Origin of the sequence: Pseudomonas sp. IT-P218 (assembly GCF_949767605.1) — a bacterium.
In the GTDB taxonomy this organism is placed as follows: domain Bacteria; phylum Pseudomonadota; class Gammaproteobacteria; order Pseudomonadales; family Pseudomonadaceae; genus Aquipseudomonas; species Aquipseudomonas putida_AE.
This window is the reverse complement of the sequence record NZ_CATKQQ010000004.1, coordinates 31,901-46,490: the sequence shown is the minus strand read 5'-3', so window position 1 is coordinate 46,490 and position 14,590 is coordinate 31,901. Positions and strand designations below refer to the sequence as shown.

Annotated in this window: 15 protein-coding genes and 1 pseudogene; 8 read left to right on the top strand and 8 right to left on the bottom strand. The window is 61.3% G+C overall.

Features of this window, described 5'->3' with window-relative positions; all coding sequences use genetic code 11:
- Positions 1-16 precede the first annotated feature (16 nt).
- Both ACM6I6_RS03225 and ACM6I6_RS03220 read right to left on the bottom strand, forming a co-directional pair.
- On the bottom strand, positions 17-739 hold the full coding sequence (locus ACM6I6_RS03225) for a glycerophosphodiester phosphodiesterase (RefSeq protein WP_274077067.1): 723 nt from the start codon (positions 737-739) through the stop codon (positions 17-19).
- A 14-nt stretch (positions 740-753) separates the two neighbouring features.
- Positions 754-1,335, bottom strand: coding sequence for a PilZ domain-containing protein (locus ACM6I6_RS03220; protein WP_274077066.1), 582 nt, complete (start codon positions 1,333-1,335; stop codon positions 754-756).
- A gap of 94 nt (positions 1,336-1,429) precedes the next feature.
- Between ACM6I6_RS03220 and ACM6I6_RS03215 the strand changes: the two genes are divergently transcribed.
- The 3 genes from ACM6I6_RS03215 to ACM6I6_RS03205 all read left to right on the top strand — a co-directional run bounded on the left by ACM6I6_RS03215 (position 1,430) and on the right by ACM6I6_RS03205 (position 4,682).
- The gene (locus ACM6I6_RS03215) at positions 1,430-2,680 is read left to right on the top strand and encodes a lipoprotein-releasing ABC transporter permease subunit (protein WP_274077065.1); all 1,251 of its coding nucleotides are present in this window, start codon (positions 1,430-1,432) and stop codon (positions 2,678-2,680) included.
- A gap of 7 nt (positions 2,681-2,687) precedes the next feature.
- Positions 2,688-3,371, top strand: coding sequence for a lipoprotein-releasing ABC transporter ATP-binding protein LolD (gene lolD, locus ACM6I6_RS03210; protein WP_274077064.1), 684 nt, complete (start codon positions 2,688-2,690; stop codon positions 3,369-3,371).
- Between the two features lie 66 nt (positions 3,372-3,437).
- The gene (locus ACM6I6_RS03205) at positions 3,438-4,682 is read left to right on the top strand and encodes a lipoprotein-releasing ABC transporter permease subunit (RefSeq protein ID WP_323608374.1); all 1,245 of its coding nucleotides are present in this window, start codon (positions 3,438-3,440) and stop codon (positions 4,680-4,682) included.
- Positions 4,683-4,805: 123 nt separating this feature from the next.
- On the opposite strand, the gene ACM6I6_RS03200 is transcribed toward ACM6I6_RS03205, so the two are convergent.
- Both ACM6I6_RS03200 and ACM6I6_RS03195 read right to left on the bottom strand, forming a co-directional pair.
- Positions 4,806-6,155 carry a heavy metal sensor histidine kinase gene (locus ACM6I6_RS03200; RefSeq protein ID WP_414919387.1) on the bottom strand — a complete coding sequence of 450 codons (1,350 nt, stop codon included), beginning with the start codon at positions 6,153-6,155 and terminating at the stop codon, positions 4,806-4,808.
- The gene (locus ACM6I6_RS03195; RefSeq protein ID WP_323608372.1) at positions 6,155-6,835 is read right to left on the bottom strand and encodes a heavy metal response regulator transcription factor; all 681 of its coding nucleotides are present in this window, start codon (positions 6,833-6,835) and stop codon (positions 6,155-6,157) included. The genes ACM6I6_RS03200 and ACM6I6_RS03195 overlap by 1 nt, the downstream gene beginning before the upstream one ends.
- Before the next feature lie 156 nt (positions 6,836-6,991).
- Here ACM6I6_RS03195 and ACM6I6_RS03190 point away from each other — a divergent pair, with 156 nt between their 5' ends.
- Together ACM6I6_RS03190 and queF are read left to right on the top strand one after the other, a co-directional pair.
- Positions 6,992-7,513 carry a plastocyanin/azurin family copper-binding protein gene (locus ACM6I6_RS03190; RefSeq protein WP_414919386.1) on the top strand — a complete coding sequence of 174 codons (522 nt, stop codon included), beginning with the start codon at positions 6,992-6,994 and terminating at the stop codon, positions 7,511-7,513.
- A gap of 61 nt (positions 7,514-7,574) precedes the next feature.
- The gene (gene queF / locus ACM6I6_RS03185; protein WP_414919385.1) at positions 7,575-8,405 is read left to right on the top strand and encodes an NADPH-dependent 7-cyano-7-deazaguanine reductase QueF; all 831 of its coding nucleotides are present in this window, start codon (positions 7,575-7,577) and stop codon (positions 8,403-8,405) included.
- 119 nt (positions 8,406-8,524) lie between these two features.
- Here queF and ACM6I6_RS03180 read toward each other — a convergent pair whose 3' ends face one another.
- Both ACM6I6_RS03180 and ACM6I6_RS03175 read right to left on the bottom strand, forming a co-directional pair.
- Entirely contained in the window at positions 8,525-8,788 is a 264-nt protein-coding gene (locus ACM6I6_RS03180; protein WP_414919384.1) for a DUF4404 family protein, read from the bottom strand.
- 109 nt (positions 8,789-8,897) lie between these two features.
- Positions 8,898-9,527 (bottom strand): HAD family phosphatase, encoded by a 630-nt coding sequence (locus tag ACM6I6_RS03175; protein ID WP_414919383.1) that lies wholly within the window; start codon positions 9,525-9,527, stop codon positions 8,898-8,900.
- A 186-nt stretch (positions 9,528-9,713) separates the two neighbouring features.
- Here ACM6I6_RS03175 and ACM6I6_RS03170 point away from each other — a divergent pair, with 186 nt between their 5' ends.
- The 3 genes from ACM6I6_RS03170 (at position 9,714) to rssC (ending at position 12,397) form a co-directional block, all read left to right on the top strand.
- A complete protein-coding gene (locus tag ACM6I6_RS03170; protein WP_274077056.1) occupies positions 9,714-10,403 on the top strand; it encodes a VacJ family lipoprotein in 690 nt (229 codons plus the stop codon).
- Positions 10,404-10,733: 330 nt separating this feature from the next.
- Positions 10,734-11,915 carry a two-component system response regulator RssB gene (gene rssB, locus ACM6I6_RS03165; RefSeq protein WP_414919382.1) on the top strand — a complete coding sequence of 394 codons (1,182 nt, stop codon included), beginning with the start codon at positions 10,734-10,736 and terminating at the stop codon, positions 11,913-11,915.
- Complete coding sequence (gene rssC / locus ACM6I6_RS03160) at positions 11,915-12,397, top strand: anti-sigma factor antagonist RssC (RefSeq protein ID WP_274077054.1); 483 nt, start codon at positions 11,915-11,917, stop codon at positions 12,395-12,397. Before rssB ends, rssC begins: the two co-directional genes overlap by 1 nt.
- Before the next feature lie 197 nt (positions 12,398-12,594).
- Here the strand turns inward: rssC and tal are convergent, their stop codons facing one another.
- Both tal and ACM6I6_RS03150 read right to left on the bottom strand, forming a co-directional pair.
- Positions 12,595-13,521: a transaldolase gene (gene tal / locus ACM6I6_RS03155; protein ID WP_274077052.1), complete on the bottom strand. Its 927-nt coding sequence runs from the start codon at positions 13,519-13,521 to the stop codon at positions 12,595-12,597.
- A gap of 315 nt (positions 13,522-13,836) precedes the next feature.
- Positions 13,837-14,349: pseudogene (locus tag ACM6I6_RS03150) on the bottom strand (methyl-accepting chemotaxis protein); the annotation flags it as partial.
- Positions 14,350-14,590 lie beyond the last annotated feature (241 nt).

Genomic DNA, 14,590 nt, shown 5'->3' with positions numbered 1-14,590 from the left:
GCCGGGGAGACCGATTTCAGCAATTCTCGAGCGTGGCAGTGGCCAAACCGGGAAAGTCTGTAATCAGGCTGTCAACGCCGAAATCAGCGAGCCTGCGCATCAGCGCGGGTTCGTTGACTGTCCACACCGACACATGCAGCCCCTGGCGCTGCGCCTTCTGCAGGCGTTCCGGCGTACACAGGGTCCAGTTCAGCGCGAGGATCTCGCAGCCGTAGCCTTGGGCGACCTTTAGCGGGTCGAGCCAGGCGTATTCGGCCACCAGGCCGCGGGACACGTCCGGCACCAGGTCCAGGGCCGCCTTCAACACTTCCCGCGAACTCGAGGTGATGGTGATCCTGTCCAGCAGGCCATGCCGTTGGGCCATTTCGCGAATCGCCAGCACTGTCGTCGCGGCGCGGGTGCGTGAAGCGCTCTTGACCTCCAGTTGCCAATGCTCGAAATCGCATTGCTCGAACAGCTCTTCGAGGGTCGGGATCGGGCACGGTTTGATCCAGCCCGGGCCACCCTTGCGCGCGTCGTAGGTCACCAGTTCCGCTGCAGTGTGCTCGACCACCTTGCCGCGCCGGTCAGTGGTGCGCTTGAGCGTCGGGTCGTGGATGACCATCAGCTCGCCGTCCATGGACAGGTGCAGGTCCAGTTCACAACGGCGTACGCCGTGCTTGAGACATTCCTGAAAGCTGGTCAGGGTGTTTTCCGGTGCTTCGCCCTTGGCGCCGCGGTGGCCGTAGATGAGGGTCACGATTATTCCTTTATTTAAATGCCTGATTCGTTCAGTTCGCGGGCCAGGCGTCGTTCCTGGGCCTGCTTCTGCAAGATATGGCGCGCCAACAGTTGCCGCTGGGCATCGGTCAGGTGTTCGAACTCGGTGCCGACATCAAAGCCATCGCCCTTGCGGTCGCAATGGGTGACGCGCGCACGCAGCAACAGGCCCAGGGCCTGGGGCATCAGCACCAGCTTGATCGACAGGCGCGAACCGGCGGCGATGGGGGAAGGGTGCTGGAAGTCGATGCCGCCTTCGGAGATGATCACCGGCTGCGGTTCGCCGATCTGCCCGAGCACGGTGATGGCGATCACCTGGCTGAGCAGATCGATGCGCTTGTTCTGGGATTTGAGGAACGCCGCGAGGTTGCGGTCGCGCTCGCTGATCTGGCGCAGCAGGTGCTGCGACTCGAATTCGCTCAGGTGCAGTTCGCTGAGCAGATTGAACAGTGGGGAAGCATCCTGCAACACTTCCTGCCCGGCGGCTTCGAGGGCGGACAGGGGCCGAATTTCCAGTGCGATCATGTCCTCGATACGGTAGTATTCGCGGCGATCTTCTTCATCTAATGTCGACATGGCGAACCCATGGTAGCGGCGGTGGTCTGAGTGTAAAGCTGGTTATCGACCCCCGCCACAAGGACGTTCCTTTTCCCTCCGAACAAGCCCCGACATGTTCAGACCTCTCTTCGTATTTATCGGCACGCGTTATACCCGTGCAAAGCGTCGCAATCATTTTGTGTCATTCATTTCCCTGACCTCGATGATCGGACTCGCCCTTGGCGTGGTCGTAATGATCGTGGTGCTGTCGGTCATGAACGGCTTCGATCATGAGATGCGCACCCGCGTGCTGGGCATGGTGCCCCACGCGACCATCGAATCCGGCGAGCCGCTCAGCGATTGGCAGGGCCTGGCCGCCAAGGTCAAGCAGAACCCTCAGGTGACGGCCGTGGCGCCGTTCACGCAGATGCAGGGTTTGCTGACCAACAACGGCAAGGTCAACAAGATCCTGCTCAATGCCATCGACCCGGCGCAGGAACGCCAGGTATCGATCATCGACAACTTCATGACCCAGGGCAAACTCGACGACCTGGCGCCGGGCGAGTTCGGCATCGTCATCGGCGACAAGGCGGCGGCCAAGCTCGGTGCGGCCATCGGCGACAAGCTGACGTTCGTCGCGCCGGAAGTCACCGTGACCCCCGCCGGGATGTTCCCGCGCATGAAGCGCTTCACCGTGGTCGGCATCTTCCATGTCGGTGCCGGCGAGCTCGATGGTTACCTGGGCATCACCAATCTCCAGGACCTGGCGCGCCTGCATCGCTGGAAGCCGGATCAGGTGCAGGGCCTGCGGCTGAAGTTCGACGACCTGTTCCAGGCGCCGCGCACGGCGTGGAGCATCGCCCGCGAGCTGGGCGAGGACCGTTTCTATGCCCGCGACTGGACCCGCACCCACGGCAACCTGTACCAGGCGATCCGCATGGAAAAAGCCATGATCGGCCTGTTGCTGCTGCTGATCGTCGCGGTCGCTGCGTTCAACATCATTTCCACGCTGGTGATGGTGGTGAACGACAAGAAGAGCGACATCGCGATCCTGCGCACCCTCGGTGCCACGCCGGGCACCATCATGCGCACGTTCATGGTCCAGGGCACGGTGATCGGCGTGGTCGGCACGGCCATCGGCGCGGTGGTCGGGATCTTCGCCGCGCTCAATGTCAGCGCGGCGATCTCGGCGCTTGAAGGCCTCATCGGCCACAAATTCCTCAACGCCGACGTGTATTTCATCGATTACCTGCCGTCGCAGGTGCAGAGCCAGGATGTCCTGATGGTCTGCTGCGCGGCGTTGGTCCTGAGTTTCCTCGCCACCCTGTATCCCGCCTGGCGTGCCGCGCGCACCCAGCCGGCGGAGGCGCTACGTTATGAGTGAGTCGGGCATGAGTGATAAAGCAATCTTGAGCTGCCGCAGCCTGGGCAAATCCTACGAGGAAGGCCCGGAGTCGGTGGAAGTATTGGCGGGCCTGCAACTGGAGTTGCACCCGGGCGAGCGTGTGGCGATCGTCGGCAAGTCGGGCTCGGGCAAGAGCACCTTGCTCAACCTGCTGGGCGGCCTCGATACGCCGACCAAGGGCAGCGTCTGGCTCGACGGCGAAGAGCTGTCGGCGCTGAGCGAGAAAAAACGCGGGCTGCTGCGTAACCGCGCCCTGGGCTTCGTGTACCAGTTCCACCACCTGCTGCCGGAATTCACCGCCCTGGAGAACGTCTGCATGCCGCTGCTGATCGGCAAGACCGCGATCCCCGAGGCGCGTCAACGTGCCACCGCGTTGCTGACGCGGGTAGGGCTGGGCCACCGACTGGAGCACAAGCCGGCGGAGCTGTCCGGTGGCGAACGCCAGCGCGTGGCCATCGCCCGCGCCCTGGTGAACAATCCCGGCCTGGTGATGCTCGACGAGCCGACCGGCAACCTCGATTCCCACACCGCCCAGGGCATCCAGGACTTGATGCTGGAACTCAGCACCTCGATGCGCACCGCGTTCCTGGTGGTGACCCACGACATGAACCTGGCCCGCCAGATGGACCGCGTCCTGCATTTGCAGGAAGGTTGCCTGACGCCTATCTGACCGGTTGCAACCCGACGGGGCTGAAAAGCCAGTCGGGTCTTTTATTTTTTTACGGTGCCCCAGCGAATGTTCAGACCGTTATCGATCTTTATCGGCACGCGCTATACCCGCGCCAAGCGCCGCAATCGCTTTGTTTCCTTCATCTCGATGACCTCGATGATCGGCCTCGCCCTGGGCGTGCTGGCCATGATCGTGGTGCTGTCGGTGATGAACGGCTTCCAGCGCGAAATGAGCTCACGCATCCTCGGCATGGTCCCGCATGCGACCATCGTCGGGGTCAATCCCATCGATGACTGGCAGCCCGTTGCGGCGGCCGCGATGAAAAACCCGCAAGTCACGGCCGCCGTGCCGTTCACCGAGATGGAAGGCATGCTGTCCTACAAGGGCACGATGCAGCCGATCCAGGTCAGCGGCATCGATCCGGCGCTGGAAGGCAAGGTGTCGATCGTCGCCCAGCATATCGTCCAGGGGCGGTTGGATGCGTTGAAGCCGGGCGAGTTTGGCGTGGTGATCGGCGAGATCACGGCGCGGCGGTTTCGCCTGAATGTCGGCGACAAGATCACCCTGATCGTGCCGGAAGTCAGCAATGCGCCGGGCGGCATCACCCCGCGCATGCAACGGCTGAACGTGGTCGGGGTGTTCAAGGTCGGTGCCGAACTGGACGGTTCGATGGCACTGATCCACATGGCCGATGCCGCGGCCATGCAGCATTGGGCGCCGAACCAGGTGCAGAGCGTGCGCCTGGCGGTGAAGGACCTGTACGCCGCGCCGCAAGTGTCGAGCGACATCGCCACGGGGCTGGGCGCCGCCTACAAGGCTGACGACTGGACCCACACCCAGGGCAGCCTGTTCAGCGCCATGAAGATGGAAAAAACCATGATTGGCCTGTTGTTGCTGATGATTGTCGCGGTGGCGGCGTTCAACATCATCGCCACCTTGATCATGGTGGTGAACGACAAGGGCGCGGACATCGCGATCCTGCGCACCATCGGCGCCACGCCACGGCAGATCATGGCGATCTTCATCGTCCAGGGCACCGTAATCGGGATTGTAGGCACCCTGATCGGCGGCGTGCTGGGCGTGATTGCGGCGTTGAATGTCAGTGCCATGGTCGGCTGGGTAGAGCGGGTTAGCGGACAGCACATCTTCAGTTCCGATGTGTATTTCGTCAGCAATTTGCCGTCGGAATTGCAGGGTGCGGACGTTGCGCTGATCTGCACGGCGGGGTTTGTCATGAGCTTTTTGGCCACGGTTTATCCGGCGTGGCGTGCGGCGAAGATCGAGCCGGCTCACGCGTTGCGTTATTCGTAAGCGCTGATACCGCTATCGCCGGCAGGCCAGCTCCCACAGGGATCGCGTCGTACACAAATTATGTGAACATCACAAAATACTGTGGGAGCTGGCCTGCCGGCGATGAGGCCGGCCCGGCTAGCCTCAATCTCCCTTTGGCAACTCAATCACAAACCGCGTCCACCCATCAGCCGATTCACACCGAATCTGCCCACCATGGGCCCGGATGATCGACTGGGTAATCGCCAACCCCAACCCCGCATGCTCACTGCTGCCTTCATGTCGCGCCGGATCAGCCCGGTAGAAACGATCAAACAGGCGCGGCAGCAAATCCGCTGAAATCCCCTCACCGCTATTTTCCACTGTCAGCCTCAAGCCCTCGGGCCGATCGACAATCCGCACCCGAACCTCGCCCCCAACCGGGGTAAACCGCAGCGCATTGTCCAGCAAGTTGGACAGCGCCCGGCGCAACATACTGCGGTCGCCCTCGATACATGCATTTCCGTCGCGGCTCAAGGTGAGTTGAGTGTCCTCGGCCAGGGGCGCAAAAAACTCCAGCAACACATCCACTTCCTCAGCCAGTTCCAGCGGTTCGCGCTTGGGCATCAACAAACCGTGGTCGGCCTTGGCCAGGTACAGCATGTCGTTGACCAGTTGCGCCATCCACTGCAGTTCCTCGAGGTTGCTGTGCAGCGCTTCGCGATAATCCTCGAGGGGGCGCTCACGGGTGAGGGTGACCTGGGTGTGGGTCAGCAGGTTCGACAGCGGTGTGCGCAGCTCATGGGCAATGTCGGCGGAGAAGGCCGAGAGCCGTTGGAAGGCGTCGTCAAGTCGCCCTAGCATGGCGTTGAAGTGGAGGGCCAATTGCGCCAGCTCCGGCGGCATGTTGTCTTCCGGCAGGCGTGCGTTCAGCGAGTGCGCCGAGACCCCACGGGCGACCGCGCTCATGCGGCGCAACGGTCGCAACCCGCTGCGCGCGGCCCAGGCACCCAGCAGGGCAGTGGCCAGGGCGGACAGGCCGACAGTCAGCCAGATCAGGTGTTGCATGCGTTGCAGAAAATGCTGGTGATGGGTGATGTCCAGCAGCAGGGTCAGTTGCGGCGAATCGACCTGGTCGGGATACAGCGGTGCGTTCAGCACGCGATAGTCGGTGCCGTCGTGGCTCACCGTGGACAAGCCGGGCTGGCGCGGCAAGGTCGGCGGCAGGCGCGGGGAGCTGTCATGCCAGCGGCGGCCATCGCTGCCACTGATGCGCAGTGACAGGTCGGCCTGGCGACTCAATTCGTCGGCCAGCCGGGCTTGACCTTCGCTTGATTGGATATCCGGCAATGCCCTTCGTAATCCAACAAGCTTGGCGTCCAGCAACTGTTGGTCGAGCTCGATGAAGTGCGCCTCACTGGCGCGGCTGAACAGAAACCCGGCGAACAGCGAGACCACGGCGGTGCACGCGGCGAACAATAGTGCCAGGCGCGCGCTCAAGGACAGCCGGCGCATCAGGGCTGGCGCTCTTCAAGCACGTAGCCCATGCCGCGCACGGTGTGGATCAGTTTGTTCGGGAACTCGTCGTCGATCTTCAGGCGCAAGCGGCGGATCGCGACTTCGATGACGTTGGTGTCGCTGTCGAAATTCATGTCCCAGACCTGGGATGCGATCAGCGATTTGGGCAGGACTTCGCCCTGGCGGCGCAGGAGCATTTCCAGCAGGGCGAACTCCTTGGCGGTCAGGTCGATGCGCTGGCCGCTGCGCTCGACGCGGCGACGGATCAGGTCCAGGCGCAGGTCGGCCAGTTGCAGGCAGGTTTCCTGGGGTGGGGTGCTGCCACGGCGCAACAGGCTGCGGACCCGCGCGAGCAACTCGGAGAAGGCGAACGGCTTGACCAGGTAATCGTCGGCGCCCAGCTCCAGGCCGTGTACCCGGTCTTCCACGGCGTCCCGGGCGGTGAGGAACAGCACCGGCGTGTCGAGGCCGGCGCTGCGCACCGCTTGCAGGATCTGCCAGCCATCGCGACCGGGCAGCATCACATCGAGAATCAGCAGGGCATAGTCACCGCTCAGCGCCAGTTGCTGACCGGTGCTGCCGTCGGCCACCAGTTCCGTGGTGAACCCGGCCTCGGTCAGGCCCTGGCGCAGGTAATGGCCGGTTTTCGGTTGGTCTTCGACGATCAGCAGTTTCATGGGCGACTCGGGCTAAATGGCACAACAGCGTTATACCTTGGGCGACGACGCTGCAGGCCAAGCTGACAAAGTTGTAATCTGGCCGTCAGGTAACGGGCAGCGATGGCAGTTTAGAGTTTTCCACAGGCTGAACCTTGATCTTGTTGGAGTACTTCGATGTTTTTGCGCAAATCCGTGTTGTTGGCCAGCTGTCTGTTGGCGCTGAGTTCGCCGGTGTGGGCATCGCCGGCGCAAACCTGGGATTTTGGTCAGCCGGCACCGGCCGCCAAGGCGAGCCGCAGCGTCGAGGTGGTCATGGGTGACATGACGTTCACCCCCAAGGCGATCGAGATCAAGGCCGGGGAAACGGTGCGCTTCGTGCTGGTGAATAAAGGCCAGTTGCTGCACGAATTCAACCTCGGCGATGCCGCGATGCATACCAGGCATCAGCAGGAAATGCTGCAGATGCAGCAACACGGCATGCTCACGCCTACCGGCGTGAAGGCAATGGACCACAGCGCCATGGCCGGAATGGGCCATGGCATGCAGCACGACGACCCCAACAGCGTGCTGGTGGAGCCTGGCAAGACCGCCGAGCTGACCTGGACGTTCACCAAGGCCACCAGCCTCGAATTTGCCTGCAACATCCCCGGTCATTACCAGGCCGGCATGGTAGGCAAATTGACTGTCAGTCAGTAAGCACTCAAAGGCTGCGGCAAAGGCTGGTAGAATCCGCTGATTCTTCAGTCAGGTTTCCGCCATGCATCCCGCAGCCGAACACTCGCCGCTGGGCAAATCCAGCGAATACATTGCCACTTACACGCCGTCCCTGTTGTTTCCGATCCCGCGCACCGCGAAATGGGCGGAGCTGGGCCTGACGGCTGAAACACTGCCGTATAAAGGCGTGGATTTCTGGAACTGCTTCGAACTGTCGTGGTTGTTGCCGTCGGGCAAACCGGTGGTGGCGATCGGCGAATTCAGCATTCCGGCGGATTCGCCGAACATCATCGAATCCAAGTCGTTCAAGCTCTACCTCAACTCCTTGAACCAGACGCCGTTTGCCGACATCGCCAGCCTCGAATCGACCCTGGCCAAGGACCTGTCGGCCGCCGCCGGCAAGACCGTGGGCGTGCGCATCCGCAGCCTGAAAGAAGTCGAGGCCGAAGGTGTGGTGGCATTGCCAGGGGAGTGCATCGACGATCTGGACATCAGCGTCAGCACCTACGAGCACCCGCGCCCGGACCTGCTGCGTTGTGATCATTCGCGCGTTGTCGAAGAGAGCGTGCACAGCCATTTGCTCAAGTCCAATTGCCCGGTGACCAGCCAGCCGGACTGGGGCAGCGTGGCGGTGGAGTACCGTGGCGCGGCGCTGGATCACGCGAGCCTGCTTGCGTACATCGTCAGCTTCCGCCAGCACTCGGACTTCCATGAGCAGTGCGTGGAGCGGATTTTCCTTGATCTGCAGCGGTTACTGAAGCCTGAGAAATTGACGGTGTTTGCGCGGTATGTGCGGCGGGGTGGGTTGGATATCAATCCGTATCGCAGTACTGAAGAGGTGCAACTGCCGAACCATCGCCTGGTCCGTCAGTAAATGATTTGTAGGAGCAAGCTTGCTCGCGATGGAGGTCAACGATAACGCGGGAAGCCTGACTCCCCGCGGTGATCTCTGGTTTTTCGCGAGCAAGCTCGCTCCCACATGTATCTGCAGGATCAGATGCCCATGCTGTGCAGGGCCGTGCCAATCCGGCGCAGGGCGTCGGAGAGGGTCGGGTGTTCGAGTTCGAAGCGTTCGACGGCCATGTTGACGTTATCGGCGAGGTTGACGTCCTGGGTCTTGGTTTCCAGCTCCAGTTCAAGTTCGATCTGTTGCATCAGCTTGTGCAGGTCTTCGCGCTCGACTTCGGTCAGCGGAGGATTCTGGTCCAATTGCTCGCGCAGGGCATTGAGCTGTTCTTGCAGTTCGCGGGCAGGCATGGCGTTCTTCCTTTTATCGATAGGCACTGGCATAGACCGCGACGGCGCGCCAAAGGTCTATGGCTTATCTTTAGATTAATCCACTCGCGCCTAACCTGCATGATCTGTATCAGGGCTTTTCGCCCTTGAGCCGACGCAAACTGATGTCTGCCAGGCAAGTGTCGAGTTCACCGAGGTGATCGATCACCGAATGCACGCCCAGGCCGAACAGCTGCACCGTGGCCTTGCTGCGCTTGATGTCGCGTTCCTGTGCGGACAATGCCTGCCATTGCGCCGGCGACAGCCCGCAGAGCGAGCCGCAGGAGGCCAGGCCGATGGTCCACAACCCGGCATTGAGACCCGATTGCAGCAGCCGCGGTTCGCCGCTGACCAGCACGCAACCGTCCAGGCGTTCGATGTCCAGGGCCATCAAGGCTTGCCAGCACGCATCCGGTGCCGGCCAGGGTTTGATTGTTGCAAGCTGTTGCAGAGGCTGCGAAGGCTTGATCCATTGCGGCAGGCCGATAGCCAAAGCATGGCTGGTCGAGGGAGGTAGTTCATCGAGCCAGGCGCAGGGGATCTGCTGGCGCTGCAAGCTGTGCAGGCTGTCCAGGGCGCCGGGGGTGACCTCGGCGTGATCGGCACCATGGCTGGCCTGAAGGCGCATGCAGGCGCCGAAATCCACCAGGCAACCACTCAGGCCGAACAGCACGGCAGTCAGGTTCGGCGCGGTTTGCGGGGTGATTTCGGCGTGTGGCATGTCTACGTCCCTGAAATAGCCTCGAGGCTAAAGGGCGACGGTGACAGTTGAGTGACACTGTTGTGAATTGCTCGACCTGTGAGGGGGGCGGGTCCAATACTGCCTAAAGTGGCAGTTACGTCTTATACTATCGATCTTTGCGCCGGGCCAAGCGCCCCGCGACGTTACAGTCCAAGGAGTTTTTCTATGCGCTGGAGCAATCCTCTCGCTCGGCTTTGTGTGTGCGCCAGTGCGCTGCTGGTTCCGTTTGCTGCCCAGGCAGCCTCGGAAGATGATCCTTGGGAAGGCGTCAACCGTCCGATCTTCGAGTTCAACGACTTCGTCGATACCTATGCCTTGAAACCTTTGGCCCAGGGCTATCAGTTCGTGACGCCAGAGTTTCTCGAAGATGGCATCCACAACATGTTCCGCAACGTCGGCGATGTGACCAACCTCGCCAACAATATCCTCCAGGTCAAACCTCACGCGGCGGGTATCGACACGGCGCGCCTGCTCTTCAACACCACCTTCGGCCTGCTGGGCTTCTTCGACGTGGGTACCCACATGGGCCTGCACCGCAATGACGAAGACTTCGGCCAGACCCTGGGTTACTGGGGCGTTGGCAGTGGTCCCTACGTGATGTTGCCCCTGCTCGGCCCAAGTACGCTGCGTGATGCGCCCTCGAAGTACGTCGACGGCTACACCGGCCCGTACCGCTACATCCACGATGTACCGGTGCGTAACTCGATCTTCGGCCTGAACATCGTCGATACCCGTGCGAGCCTGCTGTCCTCCGAGAAGCTGATCACCGGCGACAAGTACACCTTCATCCGCAACGCTTATCTGCAAAACCGTGAATTCAAGGTGAAAGACGGCCAGGTCGAAGACGATTTCTGATCTCGACCGGTAAGAAACAAGGCGGCCAACGAGCCGCCTTGTTCGTTTTTATTGCCCTGAGCGACCTTTCATTGGGTTTCGGTTTTGCAGGTTCTTATAACTCCCGGTGATTTGAAAAGTCTCGTCGCCAAGAGACCATCGGCGTGAGCTTGAAACGCCTCGCGGATGGGAGTACCGTCTGCGCCTTAGAAGGGCACCTCTGGTGGACCTGTGAGTCGGGTAAACGCTCGAAAACAGTGCAGCAGAGAGGCTAGAAAGCGAATCCAGTAGTCTGAGCCGGACGAAAATCCGAGCCGCTACGCCAACCTAATTCTGGCGCCGTTTGCCCACATGCCAAAAACCAGTGCCACGCTGCTGATAATCGATGATGACGAAGTAGTGCGCGCGAGCCTCGCGGCCTATTTGGAAGACAGTGGTTTCAGCGTCTTGCAGGCCAGCAATGGCCAGCAGGGTCTTCAGGTATTCGAGCAAGACAAGCCCGACCTGGTCATCTGCGATCTGCGCATGCCACAGATGGGCGGTCTCGAACTCATCCGTCAAGTCACCGAGCTGTCACCGCAAAGACCGGTGATCGTGGTGTCGGGTGCCGGCGTCATGAACGACGCGGTCGAGGCCCTGCGCCTGGGTGCAGCGGATTACCTGATCAAGCCTCTCGAAGATCTGGCCGTGCTCGAGCACTCGGTGCGTCGGGCCTTGGATCGCGCACGCCTGCTGGTGGAAAACCAGCGCTACCGCGAGAAGCTGGAAAAGGCCAACCGTGAGCTCGCCGCCAGCCTGAACCTGCTCCAGGAAGACCAGAACGCCGGTCGCCAGGTGCAGATGAACATGCTGCCGGTCAGCCCCTGGACCATCGACGACTTCAAGTTTGCCCACCAGATCATTCCGTCGCTGTACCTGTCGGGTGATTTTGTCGACTATTTCCGGGTCGACGAGCGCCGGGTAGCGTTCTACCTGGCGGACGTTTCCGGGCATGGCGCCTCTTCAGCCTTCGTCACCGTGCTGTTGAAATTCATGACCACGCGCCTGTTGTTCGAGTCCAAGCGCAACGGCACCTTGCCGGAATTCAAGCCGTCTGAAGTGCTTGGGCATATCAACCGGGGCCTGATCAGTTGTAAGCTGGGCAAACACGTCACAATGGTCGGTGGAGTCATCGACGAGGAGACAGGTTTGTTGACCTATAGCATCGGTGGTCATTTGCCGTTGCCTGTGTTGTACACACCCGACAGTGTTCGTTACCTGGAAGGGCGTGGTCTGCCGGTAGGCCTCTTCAATGAAGCCACCTACGAGGATCACGTGCTGGAATTGCCGCCGACGTTCAGCCTGACGCTGATGTCTGATGGCATTCTGGACCTTTTGCCGGAACCCACACTCAAAGAAAAAGAGGCTGCCTTGCCCGAACGGGTTAAGGCGGCGGGCGGCAGCCTGGATGGCCTGCGGCAGGTTTTTGGATTGGCCACGCTTGGGGAGATGCCGGATGATATCGCCCTGTTGGTGTTGAGCAGGAATCTTTGATGAGTACCGGTAGAATCCAGTTCGCCGAGCAGGACGGCACCTTTGTCCTGAAATTCGTCGGTGAAGTTCGCCTGACCCTGTGTTCGGCGTTGGATGCAACTATTGAGCGGATCTTCACCGCGTTGAATTTCAACGCGATCGTGATCGACCTGACCGAAACCCGCAGCATCGACAGCACCACCCTGGGCCTGCTGGCCAAACTGTCGATCCTGTCGCGGCAGAAGGTCGGACTGCTGCCAACCGTTGTCACCACCCATGAAGACATCACCCGTCTGTTGCAGTCGATGGGGTTCGAGCAGGTGTTCAACATCGTCGACCAGCCGGTGCCATGCCCGGAATGCCTGGACGACCTGCCTGATCAGGATCAGTCGGAGGAGGTGGTGCGGATCAAGGTGCTGGAAGCGCACAAGATCCTCATGGGCTTGAACGACTCCAATCGGGAAGCCTTTCATGACCTGGTGAATGCTTTGGAGCGTCACTGATCCCTTAAAGTGATGTTGGCCGGGCTGGCCTCATCGCCAGCAGGCTGGCTCCCACATTGGATCTGTTGCGTGAACAAATCCCCCTGTAGGAGCTGGCTTGCCAGCGAAGGCGTCCGCAAGAACACCTCACTCGATCAGGACTCACAAAAAAGGGCGAACCCACCAAGGTTCGCCCTTTTTGCATTACGCGATGCAGATCACAGCTTGGCCTGCAACAACGCCTCCAGCTTCTCCTGGTCCCGGGCGAATTGACGAATACCCTCGGCCAGTTTCTCGGTGGCCATGGCGTCTTCGTTGGACAGCCAGCGGAATTGCGCTTCATTGAGGTTCAGGCGCGCTTCACCGGCGCTGCCCGGCGCCAGTTTACGCTCCAGCTTGCCGGTGTCCGCCGCCAGCTTGTCGATCAGGTCGGGGCTGATGGTCAGGCGGTCGCAACCGGCCAGTTGCTCGATCTGGCCGAGGTTGCGGAAGCTCGCGCCCATGACCACGGTCTTGTAGTCATTGGCCTTGTAGTAGTTGTAGATGCGCGTCACCGACTGCACGCCCGGATCATCAGCGCCGACGTAGTCGTTACCGTTGGCTTTCTTGTACCAGTCGTAGATGCGGCCCACGAACGGCGAAATCAGGAACACCCCGGCGTCGGCGCAGGCAGCCGCCTGGGCAAACGAGAACAGCAGGGTCAGGTTGGTCTGGATGCCTTCCTTTTCCAGGATCTCGGCAGCGCGGATACCTTCCCAGGTGGAGGCGATCTTGATCAGCACCCGGTCGCGGCCGATACCGGCGTTTTCGTACAGCTCGATCAGACGGTGCGCTCGCTTGAGTACGGCGTCAGTGTCGAACGACAGGCGCGCATCCACTTCGGTGGAAATACGGCCGGGAATCACCTTGAGGATTTCCTGCCCGACCGCGACGCCAAAACGGTCGCTGGCCAGGCCCACATCGCCCTTGCAGTCGGCGACGCATGCATTGAGCAGTTCGGCATAAGCAGGAATGGCCGCTGCCTTGAGCAGCAGGGAAGGGTTGGTGGTGGCGTCCACGGGCTTGACGCGAGCGATTGCTTCGAAGTCGCCGGTGTCGGCAACCACGGTGGTCATCTGTTTGAGTTGTTCCAGCTTGGAAGTCATGGGCGTGCTCTGTCCTATGGGTCTGATGACATTACCCGAGCGCTGAGAGCCACTCAAGGGCATGTATGTGTATCGATGGCCCCAGGGGCAACAACCGCAAAACGGCTGTTTGAATGGCGGGGCGCGGTATCGGTAGATAGGATGCCGAAACGCCGCGCAGGTTCCGGGCAACTGACCGGGTGTGCATCTCATGTACGATAGATAGACCTGTGGGAGCGGGCTTGCTCGCGAATGCGGTGTGTCAGTCGATACTCATGTTGACTGACACACCGCATTCGCGAGCAAGCCCGCTCCCACATTGGATGTGTGTATGGGCTAAACGCGGAACTGATCCATCAGGCTCTGCTGTTGATTGGCCAGGCGATTGAGCGATTGGCTCACCCGCGCCGACTCGTTGGCTTGCCCCGACAGCGACTCGGTGACGTCGCGGATGGTCGCCACGTTGTGGTTGATTTCCTCGGCCACGGCACTTTGCTCTTCGGCGGCGCTGGCGATCTGCAGGTTCATGTCGCTGATCACGGTGACCGCGTCGCCGATCTGCTGCAGCGCCGTCACGGCCTGACCAACCTGTTCGACGCTGTCCTGGGCCTGGCGGTGGCTGTTGCCCATCGAACCGACCACGTCCTGGGTGCCGCTTTGCAGTTGTTCGATCACCACGCGGGTTTCTTCGACCGACTCCTGGGTGCGCCGCGCCAGGTTGCGCACTTCATCGGCCACCACGGCAAAACCGCGCCCGGCTTCACCGGCCCGGGCGGCTTCGATGGCGGCATTGAGGGCCAGCAGGTTGGTCTGTTCGGCAATGGCGCGGATCACTTCCAGCACCGAACCGATTTTCTCGCTGTTGGCCGCCAGGCCTTCGACCTGGACCATCGCCGCGCTCATGTCGGCGGCGAGGTTGTCGATGCTCGCGGTGGTGCGGTCGATCACGGTCAGGCCCTGGCGGGTGGCCTGATCGGCATCGCGCGCCGCCTGTGCCGCTTGTGCGGCGCTGCGGGCGACGTCCTGGGCGGTTGCGCTCATTTCGTGGGAGGCGGTCGCGACCTGGTCGACCTGACGGTATTGCTGCTCC

Excerpts from the sequence above, each read along its gene's own strand:
- ACM6I6_RS03220 (WP_274077066.1), bottom strand. The coding sequence starts at position 1,335 with ATGTCGACATTAGATGAAGAAGATCGCCGCGAATACTACCGTATCGAG.
- ACM6I6_RS03215 (WP_274077065.1), top strand. The coding sequence starts at position 1,430 with ATGTTCAGACCTCTCTTCGTATTTATCGGCACGCGTTATACCCGTGCA.
- lolD (WP_274077064.1), top strand. The coding sequence starts at position 2,688 with ATGAGTGATAAAGCAATCTTGAGCTGCCGCAGCCTGGGCAAATCCTAC.
- ACM6I6_RS03205 (WP_323608374.1), top strand. The coding sequence starts at position 3,438 with ATGTTCAGACCGTTATCGATCTTTATCGGCACGCGCTATACCCGCGCC.
- ACM6I6_RS03200 (WP_414919387.1), bottom strand. The coding sequence starts at position 6,155 with ATGCGCCGGCTGTCCTTGAGCGCGCGCCTGGCACTATTGTTCGCCGCG.
- ACM6I6_RS03195 (WP_323608372.1), bottom strand. The coding sequence starts at position 6,835 with ATGAAACTGCTGATCGTCGAAGACCAACCGAAAACCGGCCATTACCTG.
- ACM6I6_RS03190 (WP_414919386.1), top strand. The coding sequence starts at position 6,992 with ATGTTTTTGCGCAAATCCGTGTTGTTGGCCAGCTGTCTGTTGGCGCTG.
- queF (WP_414919385.1), top strand. The coding sequence starts at position 7,575 with ATGCATCCCGCAGCCGAACACTCGCCGCTGGGCAAATCCAGCGAATAC.
- ACM6I6_RS03180 (WP_414919384.1), bottom strand. The coding sequence starts at position 8,788 with ATGCCTGCCCGCGAACTGCAAGAACAGCTCAATGCCCTGCGCGAGCAA.
- ACM6I6_RS03175 (WP_414919383.1), bottom strand. The coding sequence starts at position 9,527 with ATGCCACACGCCGAAATCACCCCGCAAACCGCGCCGAACCTGACTGCC.
- ACM6I6_RS03170 (WP_274077056.1), top strand. The coding sequence starts at position 9,714 with ATGCGCTGGAGCAATCCTCTCGCTCGGCTTTGTGTGTGCGCCAGTGCG.
- rssB (WP_414919382.1), top strand. The coding sequence starts at position 10,734 with ATGCCAAAAACCAGTGCCACGCTGCTGATAATCGATGATGACGAAGTA.
- rssC (WP_274077054.1), top strand. The coding sequence starts at position 11,915 with ATGAGTACCGGTAGAATCCAGTTCGCCGAGCAGGACGGCACCTTTGTC.
- tal (WP_274077052.1), bottom strand. The coding sequence starts at position 13,521 with ATGACTTCCAAGCTGGAACAACTCAAACAGATGACCACCGTGGTTGCC.